The sequence below is a fragment of the Streptomyces sp. NPDC057271 genome, from assembly GCF_042668715.1.
In the GTDB taxonomy this organism is placed as follows: Bacteria; Actinomycetota; Actinomycetes; order Streptomycetales; family Streptomycetaceae; genus Streptomyces.
In genome coordinates this window covers 80,619-104,057 of sequence record NZ_JBHUYJ010000015.1, presented here as the reverse complement: position 1 = coordinate 104,057, position 23,439 = coordinate 80,619, and the positions used below count along the sequence as shown (strand labels likewise).

Below are 23,439 nucleotides of genomic sequence, written 5' to 3'. Positions count from 1 at the left end.
CGCCGGTGGTGCGGGGCGCGCGGGCGGCGTGGATGCAGGACGGGCAGGCGTGGGCGGTGCGGGGCGCGCGAACGCCGGTGGTGCGGGGCGCGCGGGAGCGGGCGGCGCGGGGCGCGCAGGTGCCGGTGGTGCGGGACGCTCGGGTGGTGCGGATGCGGGGCGCGCGGGTGGTGCGGGCGGGTCGGTGACGGGGGGTTCCGTCGGGCGCGGCGGGAATCCGGGCGGGCCCGCGACGGTCGGGGCGGCCGGTGCGGCGGTCTCCGGGCGGGCCGCCGGAGCGCGGTCCGGCGAGGCGGGGCCGGGGACGCCCGGCGGCGCGCCGTCGGGCGCCGGCCTCGCGGGCGGGAACAGGGCCTCGCTGATGCGGGAGGCGGGCTGGTGCGCGTCGGTGCTCATCCCCGCCCCCTGGTCGTTCCGTCGTGGTTCCTGCCCTCGCAATGCCCGCCACTCTACGGGCTGTTCCCCTCCGCACGGGAACTCAGGGGCTACCCACCCGTAAACCCGTCTGGCAAGCTCGGGCCATGACTCCCCGCGCCGCCGACCGGGCCCGGTACGACCGGGCCACCGTCCACCTCGACGCGCCCGTCGCCATCGTCGATCTGGAGGCCTTCGACGCCAACGCCGACGATCTCGTACGGCGGGCCGGCGGCAAGCCGATCCGGGTGGCGAGCAAGTCCGTGCGGTGCCGTGCGCTGCTCGAGCGGGTCCTGGCGCGCGAGGGGTTCGCGGGGATCATGTCGTTCACCCTCGACGAGTCGCTGTGGCTGGCGCGCGCCGGGTTCGAGGACGTCCTGCTCGCCTACCCGTCCGCCGACCGGACCTCGTTCGGCGAGCTGGCGAACGACCCGAAGCTCGCCGGCGCCGTGACGGTGATGGTCGACGACCCGGCGCAGCTGGACCTGATCGACGCGGCACGCGCGGGCGGCGGCGAGGAGATCAGGGTCTGCCTGGAGCTGGACACCTCGCTCCGGCTGCTGGGCGGCCGGGTGCGGATAGGAGCGCTCCGCTCCCCGCTGCGCGAGCCCGCGCAGCTCGCCGAGCTGGCCCGCTCGATCGCCCGCAGGCCTGGCTTCCGGCTGGTCGGGATCATGGCGTACGAAGGGCATGTCGCCGGAGTGGGGGACTCGGTCGCCGGACGGCCGCTGCGGTCCCGGGCGATCCGGCTCATGCAGTCGGCCGCCCGCAGGGAGCTGGAGTCCCGGCGCGCGGCCGTGGTCCGCGCGGTCCGGGCGGTGGCACCGGACCTGGAGTTCGTCAACGGCGGCGGTACGGGCAGTGTGCAGCACACGGCGGCCGAGGAGGCGGTGACGGAGATCGCCGCCGGCTCGGGGCTCTACGTGCCGCGCCTGTTCGACAACTACACGTCCTTCACAGGGCGTCCGGCCGCCCTCTTCGCCCAGCCCGTCGTGCGCCGCCCCGGCGTCGGCGTGGTGACCGTGCTCGGCGGCGGTTACCCGGCGTCCGGCGCGGCGGGCGTGGACCGGCTGCCCGTCCCGTACCTGCCGGAAGGGCTGCGGTACGACCCGCAGGAGGGTCCGGGCGAGGTGCAGACGCCGCTGGTCGGCTCGGCGGCCGACGATCTCCTCATCGGGGACAGGGTGTGGTTCCGGCACGCGAAGGCCGGTGAGCTGTGCGAGCGGTTCGACAGCCTGCAGCTGATCGAGGGTGACCGGATCACGGCGACGGTTCCGACGTACCGGGGCGAGGGCCGCACGTTCCTGTAGGACCGGACGGCGCCCGCTTCTCGCCTGTGGGACCGGACGCCACGCTCCTGTAGAACGGACGGCGCCCGCTCCCGCCTGTGGGACCGGGCGGCACGACGCCCACGTCCGCAGGACCGGACCGCCGCGACGCTCGTGTCTGGCGAAACGGGTCCCCGCGTTCGCTTACGCGCCCGGGGTGATCGAGCTGCCCACTCCCCCGTTGGTGTCGCTGCCGATGGGCCGGATCCCTTGCGCGACCGCGTCCATCGTGGCGAGCGACGGCCCGTCCGGACCCGCGTCGAAGGCGAAGCGCACGACGACCGGGGACTCGCTGCCCGTCGGGGAGGGGAAGGCCAGTGACTGGACGTACCCGCCCGGGCCCTTGGCGGTGACGACCTGCCAGCGGACCAGGTAGCCGGTGCGCCCGGCGACGACGGCGGGACGGGCGGCGACGAGCTTGTGGGAGAGGATCCCGCCGTAGAGGCGGTTGTCGAGGACGTCCGACTCGTAGGCGGCCTCGGCGGCCAGGGCGATGTCCTCCTTGGCGACCGCCTCGGGGGTGGTGGCGTCGGTCCCGGACACCGTGTGGGAGGAGACCGTGCCGTGACGGCAGTCGCGGTTGGCCACGGCCGGACACGGATAGGTGCCGGCGGTCGCGACCGTCGGCACCGTGCCCGACATGTACTCCGGCTTCTCCCAGCCCTTGAGGACCGGAAGCGTGATGCCGTTGAGCTGGTCCACGACCTGGGTGGGGTTCTCGTCCTCCTCCTCGGCGGGCGCGCCGCCCGTGGTGGAGGAGGAGGACGGCGCGGAGGGAGTGCTCGTGGCCGCCGTCGGACCCGCCGTGGGCGGGTCCTCAGGGTCGTCGCCACCGAACACGACCACGCCCGCGACGACCGCCGCGACCACGGCCACCGCGATCGCGCCGAGGACGACGGCCCGGCTCCGCCCGCCGCCGCGTACGGGCAGAGCCGGCGAGACGACCGTGGGCGCGGCCGGGGCCTGCCGGGTGTGGGCGGTCCAGTTCGTACCGTCCCACCATCGTTCGACCGTGGGCACGGCCGGGTCCGGGTACCAGCCGGGAGGCGTCGTCATGGTCATCCCGCAAGCCTAGAGCCCGCGTGACAGGCCCTACAGCGGGGTCACGTACGCGCCCGAGATGCCGCCGTCGACGAGGAAGTCGGTGGCGTTGACGAAGGAGGAGTCGTCGCTGGCAAGGAAGGCCACGGCGGCGGCGATCTCCTCGGCCTCGGCGAACCGGCCCACGGGGATGTGCACCAGTCGGCGCGCGGCGCGCTCCGGGTCCTTGGCGAACAGCTCCCGCAGGAGCGGGGTGTTGACCGGTCCCGGGCAGAGCGCGTTGACCCGGATGCCCTCGCGGGCGAACTGCACGCCCAGTTCGCGGGACATGGCCAGCACCCCGCCCTTGGAGGCGGTGTACGAGATCTGGCTGGTGGCCGCGCCCATGACGGCGACGAACGACGCGGTGTTGATGATGGAGCCGCGGCCCTGTCGCTGCATGTAGGGCAGCGCGGCCTTGCAGCACAGGTACACGGAGGTGAGGTTGACGTCCTGGACGCGCTTCCACGCTTCGAGACCGGTGGTGAGGATGGAGTCGTCGTCGGGCGGCGAGATGCCCGCGTTGTTGAAGGCGATGTCGACGGAGCCGTAGGTGTCGAACGCGGTCCTGAAGAGCGCCTCGACCTCCTCGGGGTCGGTGACGTCGACCTGTACGAAGGTGCCGCCGACCTCCTCGGCGGCGGCCTTGCCGGCGGTCTCGTCGATGTCGCCGCAGACGACGTTGGCGCCTTCGGAGGCGAGGCGGCGGGCGGTGGCCAGGCCGATGCCGCTGCCGGCGCCGGTGATGACGGCGGTGCGGCCGACGAGGCGGCGGCAGATGGTCTCGTTGCTCACAGTGCGGGGCCCTCCGTGCTGATGAAGACGTTCTTGGTTTCGGTGAAGGCGGTCAGTGCGTCGGGGCCGAGCTCCCGGCCGAGACCGGACTGCTGGTAGCCGCCGAAGGGGGTCCAGTAGCGGACGCTGGAGTGGGAGTTGACGGAGAGGTTGCCGGCCCGGACGGCGCACGAGACGCGCAGGGCGCGGCCGACGTCACGGGTCCAGATCGAGCCGGAGAGGCCGTAGTCGGTGGCGTTGGCGAGCCGTACGGCGTCCGCCTCGTCCTCGAAGGGCAGGACGACGGCCACCGGCCCGAAGACCTCCTCGACGGCGCAGGGCGCGTCCTCGGCGATGCCGGTGAGGACGGTCGGCGGGAACCAGAAGCCGGGGCCCTCGGGGGCCTTTCCGCGGATGCCGGGGAGGGAGTCGGGGACGTACGCCCGTACGCGCTCCAGCTGGGCCTTGGAGATCAGCGGGCCCATCTGGGTCTTCTCGTCGGCGGGGTCTCCGACGACGATCTCCTCGACGGCGGGGGTGAGGAGCTCGAGGAAGCGGTCGTACGCGCTGCGCTGGACGAGGATACGGGTGCGGGCGCAGCAGTCCTGGCCGCTGTTGTCGAGGAAGGACATGGGAGCGGCCGCCGCGGCGGCCTCGATGTCCGCGTCGGCGAAGACGATGTTGGGGCTCTTGCCGCCGAGTTCGAGCGTCACTCGCTTCACCTGGTCGGCGCACTTCGCCATGATGCTCTTGCCGACCCTCGTCGAGCCGGTGAAGACGATCTTGGCGATGCCGGGGTGCTCGACGAGCGCGTTGCCCGCGACGGCCCCCTCGCCGGGAAGGACCTGGAAGAGATTCTCTGGGAGGCCGGCCTCCAGGGCGAGTTCGGCGAGCCGGAGAGCCGTGAGCGGGGTGGTCTCGGCGGGCTTCAGGATCACCGCGTTGCCGGCGGCGAGGGCCGGGGCGGTGGCCCAGGCGGCGATCGGCATGGGGAAGTTCCAGGGCGCGATCACGCCGACGACGCCGAGGGGTTCGAGGATCGTGATGTCGAGGCCGCCGGCGACGGGGATCTGCCGGCCGCTCAGCCGCTCCACTCCGCCGGCCGCGTAGTCGAGCAGATCGCGGACGTTGCCCGCCTCCCAGCGGGCGTTGCCGAGGGTGTGGCCGGCCTGGCGGACTTCGAGGAAGGCCAGTTCCTCGGTGTGGGCGTCGACGACGGCGGCGAACCGGCGCAGCAGCCGGGCGCGGTCGGCGGGGGCCGCGGCGGCCCATCCGCGCTGGGCCTCGGTCGCCCGTACGACGGCGGCGTCGACGTCCTGCGGTGTGGCGGCGGGGACGGTGGCGACGAGCTCCTCGGTCGCCGGGTTCAGGACAAGCAGTTCGTGCGGCAACTCGTTCCTCACATGCGTTCGAAGGAGCGGCGCAGCTCCCAGTCGGTCACCGCGGCGTCGTAGGCGTCGAGTTCGACGCGGGCCATGTTGCGGTAGTGCGCGACGACCTCGTCGCCGAAGGCGGCCTTGGCGATGGGGCTGGTCTCCCAGAGCTCGGCGGCCTCGCGCAGGGTGGTGGGGACGTGGGCGTGGTCGGCCGCGTAGGCGTTGCCGTCGCAGGCGGCGGGCAGTTCGAGCCCCTGCTCGATGCCGTACAGACCTGCGGCGACCAGGCCCGCGACGGCGAGGTGGGGGTTGACGTCCCCTCCGGGGAGGCGGTTCTCGAAGCGCATCGAGCGGCCGTGGCCGACCACGCGCAGGGAACAGGTGCGGTTGTCGACGCCCCAGGCGACGGCGGTGGGGGCGAAGGAGCCGGGCTGGAAGCGCTTGTAGGAGTTGATGTTGGGGGCGTAGAGAAGGGAGAAGTCACGCAGGGCGGCGAGCTGGCCGGCCAGGAAGTGGCGCATGATCTCCGACATGCCGGCGGGTCCGTCGCCGGCCATGACGTTGCGCCCGTCGGCGTCCTGGAGGGAGAGGTGGATGTGGCAGGAGTTGCCCTCGCGCTCGTTGTACTTCGCCATGAAGGTGAGCGAGACGCCCTCCTGGGCGGCGATCTCCTTGGCACCCGTCTTGTAGACGGCGTGCTGGTCGCAGGTGACGAGCGCCTCGTCGTACTTGAAGGCGATCTCGTGCTGGCCCGGGTTGCACTCGCCCTTGGCGGACTCGACGGTCAGGCCCGCGCCGGCCATCTCGTTGCGGATCCGCCGCAGGAGGGGCTCGACGCGGCCGGTGCCCAGGACCGAGTAGTCGACGTTGTACTGGTTGACCGGGGTCAGGCCGCGGTAGTTCGCGTCCCAGGCCTGCTCGTAGGTGTCCTTGAAGACGATGAACTCGAGCTCCGTGCCGACATGGGCGGTGTAGCCGTGTTCGGCGAGCCGTTCCAGCTGGCGACGGAGGATCTGGCGGGGCGCGGCGACGACGGGCGAGCCGTCGTTCCAGGCGAGGTCGGCGATGAGCATCGCCGTACCCTCGTTCCACGGCACGCGCCGCAGGGTGGAGAGGTCGGGGCGCATGGCGAAGTCGCCGTAGCCGCGGTCCCAGGAGGACATCGCGTATCCGTCGACCGTGTTCATCTCGGCGTCGACGGCCAGGAGATAGTTGCAGCCCTCGGTGCCGTGGTCGAGGACGTCGTCGAGGAAGAACGGTGCGGCGAACCGCTTGCCCTGGAGCCGTCCCTGCATGTCGGGGAAGGCGAGGACGACCGTGTCGATCTCACCGCTGGCGACGAGGGAGCGTAGCTCCTCGACGGAGAGCGGGGCTTTGCGGTCTGCCACGGGATGTACTCCTCCTTGGGTCAGCCGGAAGCCATAAGGTATTGCCGAAGACCATTGCTTGGGAAGGGGAAACGGGAACGTGTCCAGTACGAGTGAATCGGCGGACCGGCTGACGCCCGTGCTGCGGCCGGTCCGGGCGGGCAACGGTTTCGAGGAGGCACTGGAGCAGATCCTCCAGGTGGTACGGCTCGGACTCGTCCCCGGCGGCGGCCGGCTGCCCGCCGAGCGGGAGCTGGCCGACCGCATGGGGATCAGCCGGGTCACCCTGCGCGAGGTGCTGAAGGTCCTCCAGGAGCAGGGCCTCGTGGAGAGCCGGCGCGGGCGGTACGGCGGAACGTTCGTGCTGCACCGGCCGCAGACGGCCGACGAGGACGAGCTGCGGCGCCGGATCGCCTCCGTCGACATGGAGGACACCCTGCGGTTCCGGGAGGTCCTGGAGGTCGGCGCGGCAGGGCTGTGCGCGGCGCACGGCCTGAACGACGCGGGCGCGGAGCGGCTCCGTACGGCCCTCGCGGCCACGCACGACGCCACGCTCGACGACTACCGGCGCCAGGACACGCTGCTCCACCTCACGCTGGCCGAGCTCTCCGGCTCTCCGACGCTCACGGCGCAGTACGCCGCCGTGCGGGCGACGGTGAACGACCTCCTGGACTGCATCCCGCTGCTCGTACGGAACCTGGAGCACTCCCAGCACCAGCACACGGCCCTGGTGGAGGCGGTCCTGGACGGCGACGCGGACGGGGCCCGCGAGGTGATGCGCGAACACTGCGGGGGCACGGCGGCGCTGCTGCGCGGCTTCCTGACGTGAGGGGGGCGTCGGGGCCGGCCGCGCTCGACGGGACGCGGAGGCCGGACCGCGCGTAACCCGAAAGTAACGCACGGGGGTTGCGTTCCAGCCGGGGCGGCGCAAAGGTATGGCACCAATCCATTGGGCCCGACGCGGGAGCTGACGCTGCCATGACGCTCGAAGACACCACCGGGAACAAGACGGCACCGGACGACTACCTCGAACGCCGGGCGCTGCGCCGTGGCAGCGCCGGCTGGCTGCTGCTCACGGGCCTCGGCGTCGCCTATGTCGTCTCCGGCGACTTCTCCGGCTGGAACATCGGCCTCTCCAAGGGCGGCTTCGGCGGACTGGCGATCGCGACCGTCCTGATGGGCGCGATGTACGCCTGTCTCGTCTTCGCGCTCGCCGAACTCTCCGCCATCCTGCCCACCGCGGGCGGCGGTTACGGCTTCGCGCGGCGGGCGCTCGGCACCTGGGGCGGCTTTCTCACGGGCACCGCGATCCTCATCGAGTACATCCTCGCCCCCGCCGCGATCTCCATCTTCATCGGCGACTACGTCGAATCGCTCGGCCTCTTCGGCCTGGAGTCCGGGTGGCCGGTCTACCTGGCCTGCTTCGTGATCTTCATCGGCATCCACCTCTGGGGCGTGGGCGAGGCTCTCCGCTTCAGCCTGATCGTGACGGCGATCGCGGTCGCGGCCCTGGTCATCTTCGCGCTGGGCGCGCTCAGCGACTTCCACGTCGACGGGCTGAACGACATCCCGGTCGACACCGAGGCCCTCGGCTCCACCTCCTGGCTGCCGTACGGACTCCTCGGGATCTGGGCCGCGTTCCCCTTCGGCATGTGGTTCTTCCTCGGCGTCGAGGGCGTTCCGCTCGCCGCGGAGGAGGCCAAGGACCCGGTCCGCTCGATGCCCAGGGCGCTCGCGGTCTCGATGGGCATCCTGGTGCTGCTCGCCGTGATGACGTTCGTCGCCGCGACCGGGGCGCGCGGCTCGGCCGCCATCCAGGAGGCGGGGAACCCGCTGGTCGTGGCGCTGCAGGGCGACGGGGACCCGACGACGCTCAGCCGGTTCGTGAACTACGCGGGGCTCGCCGGGCTCGTGGCCTCGTTCTTCTCGTTGATCTACGCCGGCTCGCGCCAGCTCTTCGCGCTCTCCCGGGCCGGCTACCTGCCGCGCTTCCTCTCGCTGACCAGCCGCCGCAAGTCGCCCTACCTGGGTCTGCTCATCCCCGGCGCGATCGGCTTCGCGCTGGCCGCGGGGACCGGGAACGGCGCGCGGATGCTGAACATCGCGGTGTTCGGCGCGACCATCTCGTACGCCCTGATGGCGCTCTCGCACATCGTTCTGCGGCGCCGCGAGCCGCATCTGCCGCGGCCGTACCGGACCCCCGGCGGCGTCGTGACCTCGTCCGTGGCGTTCGCCCTGGCCCTGTCGGCGCTGGTGGCGACCTTCCTCGTCGACAAGGACGCGGCGTTGATCGCGCTGGGGGTCTATGTGATCGCCCTCGCCTACTTCGCGTTCTACAGTCGGAAGCATCTGGTGGCCAAGGCGCCGGAGGAGGAGTTCGCGGCGCTGGCGGCGGCCGAGGCCGAACTCGAACGCGACTGACCACCACTGTCATCAGGAGGAGTGCTCCGTGTCCAAGCCGCTCATCGGCGTGACGACCTATCTGGACCAGGCCCGTTGGGGCGTGTGGGACATGCCCGCGGCGCTGCTGCCCGCGCCGTACCCGCGTCTGGTGCAGGCGAGCGGCGGCCTCGCGACGATGCTCCCGCCGGACGACCCGTCCGTCGCCGCGTCGGTGGTGGCGCGGATCGACGGTCTGGTGGTCGCGGGCGGGGCGGATGTCGAGCCGGTACGGTACGGGGCCGAGCCCGACCCCCGTACCGGCCCTCCGGCCCGGGCCAGGGACGCGTGGGAGCTGGCCCTGATCAAGGCGGCGCTCGCCTCCGGCACGCCGGTGCTGGGCATCTGCCGGGGCATGCAGCTGCTGAACGTGGCGCTCGGCGGCACGCTGGTCCAGCACCTGGACGGCCATGTGGAGTCGGTCGGCGTGATCGGCCGCCACTCGGTGAAGCCGGTCCCCGGCACGCTGTACGCCTCCCTGGCCCCGGAACTCGTCTCGGTCCCCACCTATCATCACCAGGCGGTGGACCGTCTGGGCGCGGACCTGTCCCCCTCGGCGTACGCGGAGGACGGCACCGTCGAGGCGATCGAACTTCCCGCCCCGGCCTGGGCCCTGGGCGTCCAGTGGCACCCGGAGATGGGCGAGGACCTGCGGGTGATGCGGGGTCTTGTCGCGGCGGCGTCGGTCTGAGGGGCCCCTCGGCGGCGCGGGGGTGCGCGCTCCGCGGGCGGGCCGCCGCACCCCTTGCGGAGGCCCCTGGGGGCGCGGCGCCGGACCCGCGACGCCCTAGCCCTGTGTCGGGTTCCTGTGCAGCTTGCGCCGTTCCCAGCGGTTGGGGTGGCGGATGACCACTCCCCCCAAGCCGCCGGACCCGGTGAGCCGGATCAGCGGAGTCCCCGGAAGCCGGGCGGGAGTCGTCCTGTCGGTCAGGCCGCCGAAGCCTGGGTCCATGCCGCTGGTGTCCGCGGCCCAGCTGTCGGGGATGACGATCGTGACACCTGATGTCTCCCCGTACGCCTCCACCGCGACCTCGGGGAGACGACACTCGACCCGGGTGAAGTCGACCTTCACACCCCCCACGTCTCCGTGAGCGACCACGCGCCCGGGAACCTCCCAGCGCTCAGGGCCCCGGGACGCGCCGTTGACGCCCCCCTTGAGCACCAGCGGCGGCAGGCTCGCAGCGGAGACCGGCTTCGGCAGGTCGGCGGTCAGGACGGCCAACTCGGCGTGGGTCTTGGCCTTCAGCGCCTGCTCCAGGCGCTCGTCAAGCTCGTCGAAATCGATTCGCCCCTCGGCCGCCGCGTCGCGCAGCTGCTCCACCACCGCTTCCCGGTCGTCGTGAGAGGCGCGGAGCCTTCCTGATCGAGCGGGTCGCGGAGAGGGCTCCGATGGCTGGGCAGTCATGCGACAAGGATAAGCAGCCGGCGGACCGGGCGGACTCGATCCGTACATCTCCAACACGGCTCAGGGGCGCGGGAATCGCGCCCTCACCACCACGCGCCCGCAGGCATCCCACAGCACCGGCCCCGTTCGTCCGCCGCCCGCCCGGCACCTTCACCCCGTCGGCGTCGCCCTCGTCAGGGACAGGAGGTCCCGGGCAGGGCCCGTGGGGCGGTGGCCCGTGGGCCAGACCGCGCGGAGGTCGCGGCGGAGCAGGACGCCGTCCACCGGGACCTCGACCAGGCGGCGGGACGCCAGCTCCTCCGCGATCGCGAGTTCGCTCAGCACGGCCGGCCCCGCCCCGCTGACCGCCGCCGCCTTCACGGCCGTCGTGGAGGCGAGTTCGAGCAGCGGCTGCGCGAGCCCGCCGTGCGCGGAGAGCGCGGAGTCGAGGACCTGGCGGGTCCCCGACCCCCGCTCGCGCAGGATCAGCGGGGTCGCCGCCAGCTCCCCCGGGTCGAGCGGCCGGCGGCGGCGGGCCCACACATGGGACGGCGCGGCGACCACGACGAGCCGGTCGCGGGCGACGACCGCCCCGTCCAGGCCCTCGGGCACGGCGAGCCCCTCCACGAACCCCAGGTCCGCCTCGTCCGCGAGCAGCCGCTCCGCGACCGCCGCCGAGTTCCCCGCCATCAGCGACACGGCCGTGTCCGGCCGGTCCCCCCGCAGCGCGATCAGCCAACCCGGCAGCAGGTACTCGGCGATCGTCATCGACGCGGCCACCCGCAGCCGTGAGTCCCGCCGTCCCCGCAGCGCCTGCGCCCCCGCGTCGAAGGCCTCCGCCGCCTCGACGATCCGCCGCGCCCAGTCCGTCACCAGCGCCCCCGCGTCCGTGAGCCGTGAGCCGCGCGGCGAACGGTCCACCAGGGCGACCCCCAGCTGCCGCTCCATCGACCGGATCCGGCTGCTCGCCGCGGGCTGGGTGATGCCCACCTCGCGGGCGGCCCGCCCCAGGCTGCCGTGGCGGGCGACGGCCAGGAGCAGTTCGAGCGCGCCGAGGTCGGGCACCCGGTGGGACAGGGGTACGGTCTGACTCGGCTCACTGCTCATAAAGACAGCTTATGACGTCATAGCGGCAAGATCCCTGGTCGGGCCCGCGCTGCCGCGCGAATCTGGGGCCATGGCAACACTCGCACCTTCGTTTCCGGCCCCTCTCGCCACCACCCCCGGCGTACGGGCGGCCTCGGTCCGTCACCTCGGCCCCAACTGGTACGCCGCGGTGATGGGCACCGCCATCGTCGCCAACGCGGGAGCGACGCTCCCCGTGCACGTCCCCGGTCTGCGGACCGCCTGCACGGCCGTCTGGGCCCTCTCCGCCGCGATGCTGCTCACCCTGCTCACCGCCCGTGCCGCGCACTGGATCCACCACCGCGACCGGGCCAGGGAGCATCTCATGGACCCGGCCGTGGCCCCGTTCTACGGCTGTCTGTCGATGGCGCTGCTCGCGGTCGGCGCCGGCGCGCCGATCGTCGGCCGGGACTGGATCGGCGTTCCCGCGTCCGTCGCCCTCGACACGGTCCTGTTCACCGCGGGCACGGTGATCGGCCTGGCCGCCGCCGTGACGATCCCGTACCTGATGGTGGTGCACCACAGGATCGAGGGCGCCTCCCCCGTGTGGCTGCTGCCCGTCGTCGCGCCCATGGTCTCCGCGGCGGTCGGCCCGCTGCTCCTGCCCCACCTGCCCGCCGGGCAGCCCCAGCAGACCCTGCTGATCGCCTGCTACGCCATGTTCGGCATCAGCCTGCTCGCGACGCTCGTCATGCTGCCGCTGGTCTTCGGCCGCCTGGTGACCAGCGGCCCGCTGCCGCTCGCGCTCACCCCGACGCTCTTCCTGGTCCTCGGCCCGCTGGGCCAGTCGACCACCGCCGCGAACAAGTTCGCCGACGTCGCGCCGGGCGTGCTACCCGCTCCGTACGCGCACGGCTTCGCCGCCTTCGCCGTCCTCTACGGCGTCCCTGTCATGGGCTTCGCCCTGCTGTGGCTGGCGCTGGCCGGCGCGATGGTGGTGCGGGCCCGCCGTCGCGGCATGGGATTCGCGATGACCTGGTGGGCCTTCACCTTCCCGGTCGGCACCTGCGTGACGGGCGCGGAGGGGCTCGCCCAGCACACCGGCCTCGCCGTGTACCGCTGGCTCGCGATCGCGCTGTACGTCTTCCTCGTCGCGGCCTGGCTGGTGGCCGGATTCCACACCCTGCGCGGGCTGTTCAGCGGTGCGCTGCTCGCAGCTCCCGGGCGAGGACCCGTGGCGCCTCGGCCAGTGACGGCCCGTACCACGTGAGATGACGCCCGCTGACGAGTGCGGCGGCGGTCCCGGGGAACGCCTCGGGACCGTCGTCGCGCGTGAAGCGGTACGGCTCGTCCGGCAGGACCACCAGGTCGGCGCCCGCCGCCCGGAGCTCGTCGATCGGGACGCGCGGGTAGCGCTCGGTGTGCGCCGCGTACACCTGCCGTACCCCGAGGCGGGCGAGCAGGTCACCGGCGAAGGTGTCCCGGCCGAGGACCATCCAGGGCCGGCGCCAGATCGGCACGACGGCCGTCAGCGGCGGGCCTGGGACCCCGACGGCCGCCCACGCCTCCTCCGCCTCGTCCAGCCAGCGCGGCCGGTCCGGGATGCCGCAGGCCCGCAGCACGCGGTCCAGCTCGCCGAACGCCTGGTCGAGCGTACGGACCTCGGTGACCAGGACCTCGATCCCTGCGGCGCGCAGGGCGTCCAGGTCGGGGGCGCGGTTCTCCTCCTCGTTGGCGATCACCAGGTCGGGGCGGAGCGCGACGACGGCCGCGACGTCGGGGTTCTTGGTGCCCCCGATCCGCGCGACGTCGAGGTCCGACGGGTGGCTGCACCAGTCGGTGGCGCCGACGAGCAGGCCGGGTGCGGTGACGGCGACGGCCTCGGTCAGCGAGGGGACGAGGGAGACGACACGGGCCGCCGGGCTCATGTGTCGTCGGCCTCGATGTGCTCGGCGACGGCGACGACGAGGAGGCGGGTGCCGGGCTCGGTGGCGCGCCAGCGGTGCCGTACGCCTCCGGAGAGGTAGAGCGTGTCGCCGCGCTCGAGCCGGTACGCCCGGCCTTCGGCCTCGACCTCCGCGGCGCCGTCGGCGACGAACAGCAACTCGTCGTTGCGGTGCTGGAATTCACGGCCCGCGTCCCGCTCGCCGGTGAACTCCAGCGCGTGCAGCTGGTGCCGGCCGCGGACGAGGGTCCGCACGCCGGCGGGCATCGCGTGGGGGTGCTCGTCGGCCCGGACGACGTCGACGGTGCGGGCCGCCTCGGCCGCGGCGAGGAGGTCGGCGGCCGTGGTCTCCAGGGCGCCTGCGACGAGGGAGAGGGAGCGGTCGCTGGGGCGGGCCCGCTCGTTCTCGATCTGGCTGAGGAAGGGCACGGACAGTCCGCTGCGCGAGGCGACGACGGCCAGGGTCAGCTGGAGGGCCCTGCGGCGCCTCTTGACGGCCGCGCCCACGCGTGGTGAGTCCTTCTCGTCCACGTCCGCTCCCTCCCTCGTGCCTCGGTGCCGCGTACTGGTCGGTTACCTGAACCTTACGCAGCTTTGGCGCGGGGTTTCGCGTCGTGGCGAAAAGGAGTGGCCGCCGAACACGTTCGGCGACCACCCCTGTGCGGCCGGGAGCCGGGATTCCCGCCAGGGCCCCCGGGATTCCCGCTGCGGCCCTCGGGCCTACCTCGCCGGCCCTACTGCGGGGCCAGCTTCTCGGCGAGACCGGGGTTCTCGTCCAGCCAGCCGCGGACGGCTTCCTGTTCCTTGCCCTTGCCGGTCTCCTGGATGGCGGCTTCGAGGTCCGTGAGCTGCTTCTCGGTCAGCTCGAAATTCTTCAGCCAGGCACCGACCTCGGGGTGGTCGGCGGTGAAACCCTTGCGGGCGAGGGTGTGGACGCCGTCGCCCTTGCCCCAGGTCCCCTGGGGGTCCTTGAGCTTCTTCAGGTCGTACGCCGAGTAGGCCCAGTGCGGCGACCAGAGCGTCACGACGACCGGTTCCCTCTTGTCGTACGCGCGCTTCAGCTCGGCGAGCATGCCGGGCGTGGAGCCGTCGACGACCTTGTACTCGCCCTTGAGGCCGTACGCGTCGAGGACCTTGTCCTTGAGGATGCCCATCATTCCGGCGCTCGGCTCGATGCCGATGATCCGGCCCTTGAACCGGCCGCTCCTGCCCTTGAGGTCGTCGAGCGAGTCGATTCCCTTCATGTAGGACGGCACGGACAGCTCCAGCGAGGTCGGGCCGTACCAGGAGCCGAGGTCCTCCAGCTTGTTCCGGTACTTCTCCCAGTACTGGGCGTGCGTGACCGGGAGCCAGGAGTCGGTCTCGAAGTCGATCTGGCCGCCCGCCATGCCCGTGTAGAGGGCGCCGGCCTCCAGCTGCTTGGCGTCGACCTCGTAGCCGCGCCGTTCGAGCAGTTCCTTCCAGAGGAAGGTGGAGGCGATGCCCTCGTCCCACGGGATGTAGCCCATGGTGATCTTCTTGCCGTGTCCGATGTCCTTGCCGCCGGCCGTCGTCGACGCCGCGCCGCCGCCGAGGAAGCCCATGCCGCCCGCGACGAGCGCGAGGACGACCACGCCCACGAGTGCGGTGACGGGCTGCGGGCGGTGGCCCCAGAGCTTCGCGCCGGCGCGCGCGGCGCTCACGGCCCGGGCCTTGGCGAGCGCCCGGCGGCCGAGCGGCGAGACCTGGCGGCCCAGCGCGCCGGTCATCCGGTCGAGGTACATGGCGAGGATGACGATGGAGATGCCGGCCTCGAAGCCCAGGCCGATGTCGACGTTGCCGATGGCGCGGTAGACCGCGCCGCCGAGCCCGCCGCCGCCGACCATGCCGGCGATGACGACCATGGACAGGCCGAGCATGATGACCTGGTTGATGCCGGCCATGATCGTGGGCAGGGCGAGCGGGAGCTGCACGCGCAGCAGCGTGTTGCGCGGGGTGGTACCGAACGCCTCGGCCGCCTCGACGAGTTCGCCGTCGACCTGGCGGATGCCGAGTTCGGTCATCCGCACGCCGGGCGGCAGGGCGAAGACGATGGTGGCGATGATGCCGGGGACCACGCCGACGCCGAAGAAGATGATGCCGGGGATCAGGTAGACCATGGCGGGCATGGTCTGCATGAAGTCCAGGACCGGGCGGAGCACGGCGCTGACGGTCTTGGAGCGGGCCGCCCAGATGCCGAGCGGTACGGCGATCACGAGGGTCACGAGGGTGGCGACGAGCACCAGCGAGAGGGTCGACATGGCGTCGTCCCACAGCTCGACGGAGTCGACGAGCGCGAAGCCCGCGAAGGCGAGCGCACCGGCGGTGAGCCCGCGCAGCCACCAGGCGACGACGGCGAGCATGCCGGCGAAGAGCAGCGGCTCGGGGGCCGAGAGGACCGCGTCGATCCCGTCGTAGAGACCGGTGACGACGGTGGTGATCGCGTCGAAGAGCCACGAGAGCTGGGCCTGGAGCCAGTCGACGGAGCTGTCGACCCACTGGCCGAGAGGGAGCCTAGGCATGGGTGGCCACCTCCTTCGCGCCGGTGGTGCAGGCAACGGGCGGGCGCTGCTCGTCCCCGATGAAGCCGATCAGCCGGGACTGCGGTACGACACCGAGGACGGTGCCGTCGGCGTCCTTGACGGCCACCGCGTGCGGGACGCGGGCGCTGACGGCGCACAGCTCGGCGACGGGAGTGTCGGGGCCGACGGTCTCGCAGTCGCAGCCGTCGGGCCGCGGGTGGTCGGGCTCGGTCATCACGGCGGCGGCCGTGAGCACGCGCGAGCGGTCGACGTCCTGGATGAAGGAGGCGACGTAGTCGTTGGCGGGACGGATCAGGATGTCCTCGGCGCTGCCGAGCTGGACGATCCGGCCGTCGCGCATCACCGCGATGCGGTCGCCGAGGCGCATGGCTTCGTTGAGGTCGTGGGTGATGAAGACGATGGTCTTCTTCAGCCGCTTCTGCAGTTCGAGGAGCTGGTCCTGCATGTCGCGGCGGATCAGCGGGTCGAGGGCGCTGAACGACTCGTCCATGAGGAGCAGGTCGGCGTCGGTGGCGAGCGCGCGGGCGAGGCCCACGCGCTGCTGCATGCCGCCGGAGAGTTCGTCGGGCCAGGACTTCTCCCAGCCGGCGAGTCCGCACAGCCCCAGGGCCTCGGCGGCCCGGGTCTCGCGCTCGGCGCGCGGGACGCCCTGGACCTCCAGGCCGTACGCGGCGTTCTCGAGGACGCTGCGGTGCGGGAAGAGGGCGAAGTGCTGGAAGACCATGCTGATCTTCGTGGACCGCACGGTGCGCAGATCGCGGGGGCTGAGCGCGGTGAGGTCCGTGCCGTCGAACAGCACGCGGCCCGCGGTGGGCTCGAGCAGGCCGTTGAGCATGCGCAGAAGGGTGGACTTGCCGGATCCGGACAGACCCATCACCACGAAGATCTGACCGGGGTCGACGGCGAAGGAAGCGTCGATCACCGCCGCGGTCGTGCCGTCGACGCGGAGCTCGTCGCGGTCCGCGCCGTTGGCGAGCTTCCTCACGGCTTCGTCGGGTCGTCTGCCGAACACCTTGTACAGGTGATCGGCCTGGAGCCTGGACACATACACCTCACGCGTCGAAACGAAAAGACGGCCCGCCCCCTCGGACGTCGTCCTCGGGGGCCCGCTGCCCCCGCAGCCGGGCCGTGGAGCGGGGCGGTCTCGGCCCGCGACTCCCGTGACGTCCGGCGCTTCGCAGGCGAGCAGCCGGACCGGGTCCGCTCCGGGCCCCCGCCTGCCCGGGGCTTCACACCTCAAACGCGAAGGTGACGGGGGTCACGGGAGACGGGGTCGGGGGGGAGGCCGCTCGTCGGGGGGATGCCGCTCGTCGGGGGGATGCCGCTCGTCGCGTGGGGCCGCTGTCAGAGGGGTGCGGCATGATCGGGGTGTGACCCGACGCCTGATGCTCCTCGACACCGCCTCTCTGTACTTCCGCGCGTACTTCGGCGTGCCGGACTCGGTCCGGGCTCCGGACGGCACGCCCGTCAACGCCGTGCGCGGCCTGCTCGACTTCATCACCCGGCTCGTCCAGGACCACCACCCCGACGACCTGGTCGCCTGCATGGACGCCGACTGGCGCCCGCAGTGGCGGGTGGACCTGATCCCCTCGTACAAGGCGCACCGGGTCGCCGTGGTGACGGAGACCGGGCCGGACGAGGAGGAGGTCCCGGACACGCTCGCCCCGCAGGTGCCGGTGATCGAGGCCGTGCTCGACGCCCTCGGTATCGCCCGGGTCGGGGTCGCGGGGTACGAGGCGGACGACGTCATCGGGACGCTGGCCGGGCAGTCGAAGGGGCCGGTGGACATCGTCACGGGCGACCGGGACCTGTTCCAGCTGGTGGACGACGAGCGGGGCGTGCGCGTGCTGTATCCGCGCAAGGGCGTGGGCGACTGCGATCTGGTCGACGAAGAGATGATCCGTACGAAGTACGGGGTGCGGGCGGACCAGTACGCCGACTTCGCGGCGCTGCGCGGTGACGCGAGCGACGGACTGCCCGGGGTGAAGGGCATCGGCGAGAAGACGGCCGCGCAGCTGATCACGGAGTACGGCGATCTGGCGGGGGTGCGGACGGCAGCCGTGGACCGTACGTCGAAGCTGACCCCGGCCAAGCGGCGCGGGATCGTGGAGGCGGCGGCCTATCTGGACGTGGCCCCGACGGTGGTCCGCGTGGCCGGGGACGTCCCGCTGCCGGAGTTCGACCCGGCCCTGCCGGTCTCGCCGCGCGACCCCGAGGCGGTGGCGGAGCTGGTGACGCGGTGGGGGCTCGGCGGGGCGGTCGGGCGGCTGCTTCCCGTGCTGGCGCGCTGAGCCGCGGTGGGCCGACGGCCACCCGGGATGCTAGCTTAGGTATACCTAAGTTCGCCGAGTCAGGGAGACCGTCGTGGCAGAGCAGCCCGCGCGCAAGGCACCGCAGGCCCACGAGGCGCGGGTGGTGCGCACGGAGCGGATCACGCCGCACATGGTGCGGGTCGTGCTGGGCGGAGAGGGCCTGGACGCCTTCACCGTGGGCGAGTACGCCGACCACTACGTGAAGCTGCTCTTCGCGCCCGAGGGCGTGCGCTACCCGGAGCCGTTCGACATGGAGCGCATCCGTGCGGAGTTCCCGCGCGAGCAGTGGCCGACCACGCGGACGTACACGGTACGGAGCTGGGACCCGGTCCACCGCGAGCTGGCCGTCGACTTCGTGGTCCACGGCGACGAGGGTCTGGCCGGGCCCTGGGCCGCGCGGGCCGTCGCGGGCGAGACGATCCGCTTCCTGGGCCCGGGCGGCGGCTACGCGCCGGACACCGAGGCCGACTGGCACCTCCTGGTCGGCGACGAGAGCGCGCTGCCGGCGATCGCGGTGGCCCTGGAGCGGCTGCCGGAGGGCTCGACGGTCCACGCGTTCCTGGAGGTCGCGGACGCCTCGGAGGAGCAGAAGTTCGCGACGGCGGGCGGCGTCGAGGTGACCTGGCTGCACCGAGGCGACCGTCCGACGGGCGAGGCCCTGCTGCAGGCGGTTCGCGCGCTGGAGTTCCCGGCGGGCGACGTCCACGCCTTCGTCCACGGCGAGGCAGGCTTCGTGAAGGAGCTCCGCCGCCATCTGCGCCTGGACCGCCAGGTCGCCCGTGAGCGCCTTTCGATCTCGGGCTACTGGCGCCTGGGCAAGACGGACGAGGCCTGGCGCGCGATCAAGCGCGATTGGAACGACCAGGTGGAGCGCGAGCAGGAGAACTGACCGCCGGAGCGGGCGGGGCGGACGGCGCCCCGCCCCTCAGCTTCGGGTCCGGGGCCTGGGGCCTTCCCGGACTTCACGCGGAGGGCTACGGGCGCGCCCCGTGAGGGCGGCACCCGCACCGTCGCAGCGCGGCGCCCGGCGCCGAAGCGCCTGACACCTTCACGGTGTGCGGTCACCCACCCGTGCCGAAGACCTTTCCCGACGCGTCCACGTGCGCCAGCCTCCGCAGCGCCGCGAACATCGCGTCCCCCAGCACCGTCCCCACCACGACGCTCTCGACGAGCTCCTCCCGCTCCACGTTGCCCGCGACGTACTCCAGGTCCGCCCGGGCCACCTGCTCCGCCGCCTCCGCGTACGTGTCGAGCACCTGGGCGAACCCTCCGTGGCCGACCTCCGTCAGCGCCGCCAGGGCGACCGCGAGCGCCTCCGCCGCCGGGCTCTCCGGGGACGTGCCCCAGCCGCGCCGGGCGATCAGGTCGGCGACGGCCTTGCGGGCCACGACGACGCCTTCACCCGGCTCCTCCGTATAGCGCGGCACCACGCGGTCCGCCGCCGCGCCCAGCATCCTGTGCACGGGCCGTTCGCGGTCCTCGATCGCCGCGAGCACCTCGCGGATCCCGGCGATCGACAGTCCGCCGACATCCAGAAGCGCGCGGATCAGGCGAAGGCGCCGCTCGTGCGTCTCGTCGTACGAAGCCTGGTTGGGGCTCGTCAACTCCCCGGCCGGCAGCAGCCCTTCCCGTAGGTAGTACTTGATCGTCGGCACCGACACCCCGGTGCGGCGACTCAATTCTCCGATGCGCACTCTGCGTTCACCTTTCCCGTTTCGCTCCGGACTTGCCGAGCGACCTCTCCATCCTAGATAGTGGCGCTATCAGATAGCAGAGAGTATTGCTATCCGTACATCACGGGGGTACCCATGTCCTCATCCTTTCCGCGTCTGCACGACCTCCACCGGCCCCTGGTCTGGTTCTCCGCGTCCATGGCGTTACTCGCCGTCGTCGCCTTCGGCGGGGTGCTCTTCGACGACCGGATCCTGGTCGGTGTGCCGATCTGGACGAAGCCGTTCAAGTTCGCGGTGTCGTTCGTCGCGTACTGCACGACGCTCGCCTGGATGCTCACCCTGCTCCCCCACGGCCGCCGGGTCGGCTGGTGGGCGGGGACGGCGGTGGCCGTGACGAGTCTCATCGAGGTGGTACTGATCACGATGCAGGCGATCCGCGGCCGGCAGAGCCACTTCAACCACGAGACGCCCTTCGACTCAGCCGTCTTCCGGGTCATGGGCGCCACCGTCGCCCTCCTGTGGCTGGCCGCGCTGGTCATCGCGATCCTGCTGCTGCGCGCGCGGATCCTGGACCGCGCCACCGCCTGGGCCGTGCGCCTCGCCGCCCTGATCGCCCTGGTGGGCGCCGCGATCGGGTTCGTGATGACGCGCCCCACGCCCGAGCAGCTCGCGGTCGGGGGCGACGCGGGAGTGGTGGGCGCGCACAGTGTCGGCGTCCCGGACGGCGGTCCCTCGATGGCCCTGACCGGCTGGTCCACGACCGGCGGCGATCTGCGCATCGCCCACTTCTTCGGCATGCACGCCCTCCAGGCGATCCCGCTCGTGCTGCTCCTGCTCGTCACGCTCGCCCCGAGGTTCGCGCGGCTGCGCGACGAACGGGTACGCCTGCGGCTGACGTTCGTGGCCTCGGGGACGTACGCGGCGCTCTTCGTCCTCGTCACCTGGCAGGCGGTGCGCGGCCAGGCGCTGCTGGACCCGGACGGCGCCACTCTCTCGGCGGCCGGCGCGATCGCGCTCCTCGCCGCGGCCGGGACGTGGGCGGCCCTGCGCACCCCGACCCCCACCGTGACCGCCCCCACCACAAAGGAGTTCGCCTCATGACCGGCTTCCTCTTCGACCTCAGCTTCTACCTCGCCGCGCCCGTCTGGCTGCTCATGATCTTCGCGCCCCGGTGGCGCGTGACCGAGCGGCTCGCGGCCTCGCCGCTGACCGTCGTGCCGATCCTGGCGGTCTATCTCGCCCTGGCGCTCCCGGTCTTCCCCGAGCTGTGGGCGGCGGTCAGCAGCCCGGACCTCGACCGCTTCCGGGAACTCACGGCTTTGGCGAACGGGGCCGGAGCGGTCTGGGCCCAGGTCATCGCCTGGGATCTGCTGGTCGGCCAGTGGATGTACCGAGAGGCCCGCCTGCGGGACATCTCGCCGCTGGTGATGGGGCCGCTGCTCGTCCTCACGATCCTGCTCTCCCCCTTCGGAGTGCTCGTGTTCCTGGTGCTGCGGGCGGCAAAGAGGAAGCCCACACACCCCGTGCCGGCGCCCCACACCGCCTGACCCGCTGCACCGAGGTCCTCCATCCGGACATGCCGGCCCGCGCACTCTTAGGCTGGTCCGATGCGAACCATCGACCGGGCCGTGGGGGCCGTGCTCGGCTCCGCCGTCGGGGACGCGCTCGGCGCTCCCTTCGAGTTCGGGCTGCCGGGGGTGTACCGGGAACGGTTCCCCTCGGAGCGGGGTGAGATGTGCGGGGGCGGCGGCTGGGACCCCGGTGAGGCCACCGACGACACCCAGATGGCCGTCCTGGTCGGGGAGTCGCTGCTCGAACGGGGTGGCCTCGATCTGCCGGACGTCTTCGCCCGGTTCGTGGCCTGGGCGGCGGCCGAACCCAAGGACATCGGACTCCAGACCGAGGACGTCCTCGGCAGCGGCGATCCCTGGGACACCGCGGCCGCCCGCCATTTCCAGGTCAACGGGCGTGCGGCAGGCAACGGTTCGCTGATGCGGGCCTCGACGTCGGCCGTCCACTTCGCCGCTGCGGGGTGCGAGGCCACCATGGCCGCCGCCCGCCGCATCGCCGCGCTCACCCACGGCGACGAGGCCGCCTGGGAGGGCACGGCCGTCCTCCACGAACTCGTCCGCGTCGCCCTCCTCGGCGACGACCCGCTCTCCGCCCTGCCCGCCGCCCTCGAAGCCGTCGCCCCGGCTCAGCGGGAACGCTGGGCCACCGTCCTTGCGCCCGGCTGGCATCCGGACGACGCGACGGAGTTCAACGGGGCGGTCTGGCCCTGCCTCGGGTCGGCCGTCTGGGCCCTGCGCACGACCGGCACCTTCGAGGAGGCGATGGCGGCGGCGATCGACCTCGGCGGCGACACGGACACCGTCGCGGCGGTCACCGGCCTCCTCGCGGGCGCGGTCCACGGCCCCGCCGCGATCCCGTCCCGCTGGACGGACCCCCTCCATGTCCCGCTCCCCGGCTTCGGCGACCGGGTCCTCCGAGCCGACGACCTCCGCGGCCTGGCCACCGCCCTCGCCACCGTCCCGGTCCCTCGTACCCGGTGATCGGGTCCGCACCTCACGCGCCCGGCAGGACCCGTCTCTCTCCTGCCGGCAGCCTGCTCCACCAGTGGGCGTAGCGGCTGTAGACCCGTGGTTCGCGCGCGGCGAGGAACGACGTCAGCGACCGGGCCTCGGCCGCGAGCCCCTCCCAGACCTCGTCCGGAAGACCGTGGAACGCCGTCGCCTCGATCCCTCCCTCCGCGGGACGCCACACCCCGGCGACATGGCCGTCGACCAGCAGGGTCGGCAGCACGTCTCCGTTCCTGCGGATGACCACCGGCCGGTAGTCGGGTGGGATGACCCGGCTGCGGTCGGCGTAGGCCAGCAGCGTGCTGTCCCACATGGCCATCAGCCGGGGAGGAGCGGGCGTGTCCTCGTCCGGGCGGGGCGCGCCCGGCACGTCGAACAGTTCTTCCCCGTCCGGTCCCTCCACCCGTACCAGCTCGTCGCCCAGCGCCGTCAGCACCCTCCTGACCCTGGCCCGCTGGACCATCGCGAACTGCGCCACGTCCGCCGCGGACGCGGGCCCGAACCCGGCGAGATAGCGCAGGGCCAGCGTCCCCAGCGCGGCGTCGGACACCTCCGGCGTCGGCGGCGCCGGCGGGTCCGGGGGTGCGACGTACGACGGCCGCTCCCCGAACGACCACGGTGGCGCGGTGGGCGCGTGCAGCAACGGCGTGTAGTGCCGCAGCCCCCACCAGGCCCCGGACTTCGGCGCGGTCCCGACCCGTTGCTCCAGCCAGGCCTCGTACTCCGCGTTCGTCCGGGGCCGGTCCGCGAAGGCCAGCAGCTCCGGGACGAGCGTGTCGGCGTCCGCGGGGTCAGACCCGAGACCGTGAAACGGTCACCGAGCCGCCCGGCCCTCAGTACGGGGTGCAGGGCCGTACGGAAGGCCTGGTAGTCGTCGGCGTGGACGGCATGCAGCGTGATCCGCATGAGGGTCGTCTTGACGACCGTCCCGTGCGCGAAGGCCTCGTCGAGTTCGGACGGGTCGAACCCGGCGATCCTGTTCCACAGGGCCAGATACGGCGAAGCCGGCTGCTGGGCCTGCAGCGCGACCACCCTCCGTACCGCGTCGGCGGCACCGACGTTCTCCCGACGGAGCAGCAACTGCCGGGCGAGGGTCGACCGGTTGAGCCCCCGGGCGCTGATCTTCATGCGGAAATCATCCC

Annotated in this window: 22 protein-coding genes and 1 pseudogene; 11 read left to right on the top strand and 12 right to left on the bottom strand. The window is 72.7% G+C overall.

Features of this window, described 5'->3' with window-relative positions; genetic code table 11:
* Both ACFUJR_RS10600 and ACFUJR_RS10595 read left to right on the top strand, forming a co-directional pair.
* Window positions 1-188 (top strand): hypothetical protein (locus ACFUJR_RS10600; protein WP_383450310.1); only part of this gene is annotated, 188 nt, incomplete at its 5' end.
* Between the two features lie 333 nt (window positions 189-521).
* Complete coding sequence (locus ACFUJR_RS10595; RefSeq protein ID WP_383169329.1) at window positions 522-1,724, top strand: amino acid deaminase/aldolase; 1,203 nt, start codon at window positions 522-524, stop codon at window positions 1,722-1,724.
* A gap of 162 nt (window positions 1,725-1,886) precedes the next feature.
* Here ACFUJR_RS10595 and ACFUJR_RS10590 read toward each other — a convergent pair whose 3' ends face one another.
* The 4 genes from ACFUJR_RS10590 to ACFUJR_RS10575 are packed head-to-tail and all read right to left on the bottom strand — an operon-like array spanning window position 1,887 to window position 6,360.
* Window positions 1,887-2,804, bottom strand: coding sequence for a DUF2510 domain-containing protein (locus ACFUJR_RS10590; protein WP_383169327.1), 918 nt, complete (start codon window positions 2,802-2,804; stop codon window positions 1,887-1,889).
* 30 nt (window positions 2,805-2,834) lie between these two features.
* On the bottom strand, window positions 2,835-3,617 hold the full coding sequence (locus ACFUJR_RS10585) for a 3-oxoacyl-ACP reductase (protein ID WP_383169325.1): 783 nt from the start codon (window positions 3,615-3,617) through the stop codon (window positions 2,835-2,837).
* Window positions 3,614-5,029 (bottom strand): aldehyde dehydrogenase family protein, encoded by a 1,416-nt coding sequence (locus ACFUJR_RS10580; RefSeq protein WP_383169336.1) that lies wholly within the window; start codon window positions 5,027-5,029, stop codon window positions 3,614-3,616. The genes ACFUJR_RS10585 and ACFUJR_RS10580 overlap by 4 nt, the downstream gene beginning before the upstream one ends.
* Complete coding sequence (locus tag ACFUJR_RS10575; protein WP_383169323.1) at window positions 4,996-6,360, bottom strand: glutamine synthetase family protein; 1,365 nt, start codon at window positions 6,358-6,360, stop codon at window positions 4,996-4,998. The genes ACFUJR_RS10580 and ACFUJR_RS10575 overlap by 34 nt, the downstream gene beginning before the upstream one ends.
* 79 nt (window positions 6,361-6,439) lie before the next feature.
* On the opposite strand from ACFUJR_RS10575, the gene ACFUJR_RS10570 reads away from it, so the two are divergent.
* The 3 genes from ACFUJR_RS10570 (at window position 6,440) to ACFUJR_RS10560 (ending at window position 9,469) form a co-directional block, all read left to right on the top strand.
* Window positions 6,440-7,168 carry a FadR/GntR family transcriptional regulator gene (locus ACFUJR_RS10570; RefSeq protein ID WP_383169321.1) on the top strand — a complete coding sequence of 243 codons (729 nt, stop codon included), beginning with the start codon at window positions 6,440-6,442 and terminating at the stop codon, window positions 7,166-7,168.
* Window positions 7,169-7,317: 149 nt separating this feature from the next.
* A complete protein-coding gene (eat, locus tag ACFUJR_RS10565; RefSeq protein WP_383169320.1) occupies window positions 7,318-8,760 on the top strand; it encodes an ethanolamine permease in 1,443 nt (480 codons plus the stop codon).
* Window positions 8,761-8,788: 28 nt separating this feature from the next.
* On the top strand, window positions 8,789-9,469 hold the full coding sequence (locus ACFUJR_RS10560; protein ID WP_383169318.1) for a gamma-glutamyl-gamma-aminobutyrate hydrolase family protein: 681 nt from the start codon (window positions 8,789-8,791) through the stop codon (window positions 9,467-9,469).
* 96 nt (window positions 9,470-9,565) lie between these two features.
* Here ACFUJR_RS10560 and ACFUJR_RS10555 read toward each other — a convergent pair whose 3' ends face one another.
* On the bottom strand, window positions 9,566-10,183 hold the full coding sequence (locus ACFUJR_RS10555; RefSeq protein WP_383169316.1) for a DUF1707 domain-containing protein: 618 nt from the start codon (window positions 10,181-10,183) through the stop codon (window positions 9,566-9,568).
* A 150-nt stretch (window positions 10,184-10,333) separates the two neighbouring features.
* Window positions 10,334-11,269 carry a LysR family transcriptional regulator gene (locus ACFUJR_RS10550; RefSeq protein WP_383169314.1) on the bottom strand — a complete coding sequence of 312 codons (936 nt, stop codon included), beginning with the start codon at window positions 11,267-11,269 and terminating at the stop codon, window positions 10,334-10,336.
* Window positions 11,270-11,339: 70 nt separating this feature from the next.
* On the opposite strand from ACFUJR_RS10550, the gene ACFUJR_RS10545 reads away from it, so the two are divergent.
* Window positions 11,340-12,497 carry a TDT family transporter gene (locus ACFUJR_RS10545; RefSeq protein WP_383169312.1) on the top strand — a complete coding sequence of 386 codons (1,158 nt, stop codon included), beginning with the start codon at window positions 11,340-11,342 and terminating at the stop codon, window positions 12,495-12,497.
* Here the strand turns inward: ACFUJR_RS10545 and ACFUJR_RS10540 are convergent.
* From ACFUJR_RS10540 to ACFUJR_RS10525, 4 genes are all read right to left on the bottom strand, one after another.
* Window positions 12,424-13,155, bottom strand: a complete 732-nt coding sequence (locus ACFUJR_RS10540; protein ID WP_383169310.1) for a helical backbone metal receptor — start codon at window positions 13,153-13,155, stop codon at window positions 12,424-12,426. The genes ACFUJR_RS10545 and ACFUJR_RS10540 overlap by 74 nt on opposite strands.
* Window positions 13,152-13,703, bottom strand: coding sequence for a helix-turn-helix domain-containing protein (locus tag ACFUJR_RS10535; protein WP_383169308.1), 552 nt, complete (start codon window positions 13,701-13,703; stop codon window positions 13,152-13,154). The genes ACFUJR_RS10540 and ACFUJR_RS10535 overlap by 4 nt, the downstream gene beginning before the upstream one ends.
* A 203-nt stretch (window positions 13,704-13,906) precedes the next feature.
* A complete protein-coding gene (locus tag ACFUJR_RS10530) occupies window positions 13,907-15,712 on the bottom strand; it encodes an ABC transporter permease/substrate binding protein (RefSeq protein ID WP_383169306.1) in 1,806 nt (601 codons plus the stop codon).
* Window positions 15,705-16,778 (bottom strand): glycine betaine/L-proline ABC transporter ATP-binding protein, encoded by a 1,074-nt coding sequence (locus ACFUJR_RS10525; RefSeq protein WP_383169304.1) that lies wholly within the window; start codon window positions 16,776-16,778, stop codon window positions 15,705-15,707. Before ACFUJR_RS10525 ends, ACFUJR_RS10530 begins: the two co-directional genes overlap by 8 nt.
* Window positions 16,779-17,118: 340 nt before the next feature.
* On the opposite strand from ACFUJR_RS10525, the gene ACFUJR_RS10520 reads away from it, so the two are divergent.
* Together ACFUJR_RS10520 and ACFUJR_RS10515 are read left to right on the top strand one after the other, a co-directional pair.
* A complete protein-coding gene (locus ACFUJR_RS10520; protein WP_383169335.1) occupies window positions 17,119-18,024 on the top strand; it encodes a 5'-3' exonuclease H3TH domain-containing protein in 906 nt (301 codons plus the stop codon).
* A gap of 73 nt (window positions 18,025-18,097) precedes the next feature.
* Window positions 18,098-18,934, top strand: a complete 837-nt coding sequence (locus tag ACFUJR_RS10515) for a siderophore-interacting protein (RefSeq protein WP_383169302.1) — start codon at window positions 18,098-18,100, stop codon at window positions 18,932-18,934.
* A gap of 172 nt (window positions 18,935-19,106) precedes the next feature.
* Here the strand turns inward: ACFUJR_RS10515 and ACFUJR_RS10510 are convergent, their stop codons facing one another.
* Window positions 19,107-19,739, bottom strand: a complete 633-nt coding sequence (locus ACFUJR_RS10510; RefSeq protein ID WP_383169300.1) for a MerR family transcriptional regulator — start codon at window positions 19,737-19,739, stop codon at window positions 19,107-19,109.
* Between the two features lie 177 nt (window positions 19,740-19,916).
* Here ACFUJR_RS10510 and ACFUJR_RS10505 point away from each other — a divergent pair, with 177 nt between their 5' ends.
* The 3 genes from ACFUJR_RS10505 to ACFUJR_RS10495 are packed head-to-tail and all read left to right on the top strand — an operon-like array spanning window position 19,917 to window position 22,270.
* Entirely contained in the window at window positions 19,917-20,819 is a 903-nt protein-coding gene (locus ACFUJR_RS10505; protein WP_383169333.1) for a hypothetical protein, read from the top strand.
* On the top strand, window positions 20,816-21,265 hold the full coding sequence (locus tag ACFUJR_RS10500; RefSeq protein ID WP_383169298.1) for an ABA4-like family protein: 450 nt from the start codon (window positions 20,816-20,818) through the stop codon (window positions 21,263-21,265). The genes ACFUJR_RS10505 and ACFUJR_RS10500 overlap by 4 nt, the downstream gene beginning before the upstream one ends.
* A gap of 60 nt (window positions 21,266-21,325) precedes the next feature.
* Window positions 21,326-22,270 carry an ADP-ribosylglycohydrolase family protein gene (locus tag ACFUJR_RS10495; protein ID WP_383169296.1) on the top strand — a complete coding sequence of 315 codons (945 nt, stop codon included), beginning with the start codon at window positions 21,326-21,328 and terminating at the stop codon, window positions 22,268-22,270.
* Window positions 22,271-22,283: 13 nt separating this feature from the next.
* On the opposite strand, the pseudogene ACFUJR_RS10490 reads toward ACFUJR_RS10495, so the two are convergent.
* Window positions 22,284-23,425 (bottom strand): annotated as a pseudogene (locus ACFUJR_RS10490) (winged helix DNA-binding domain-containing protein).
* Between the last annotated feature and the right edge of the window lie 14 nt (window positions 23,426-23,439).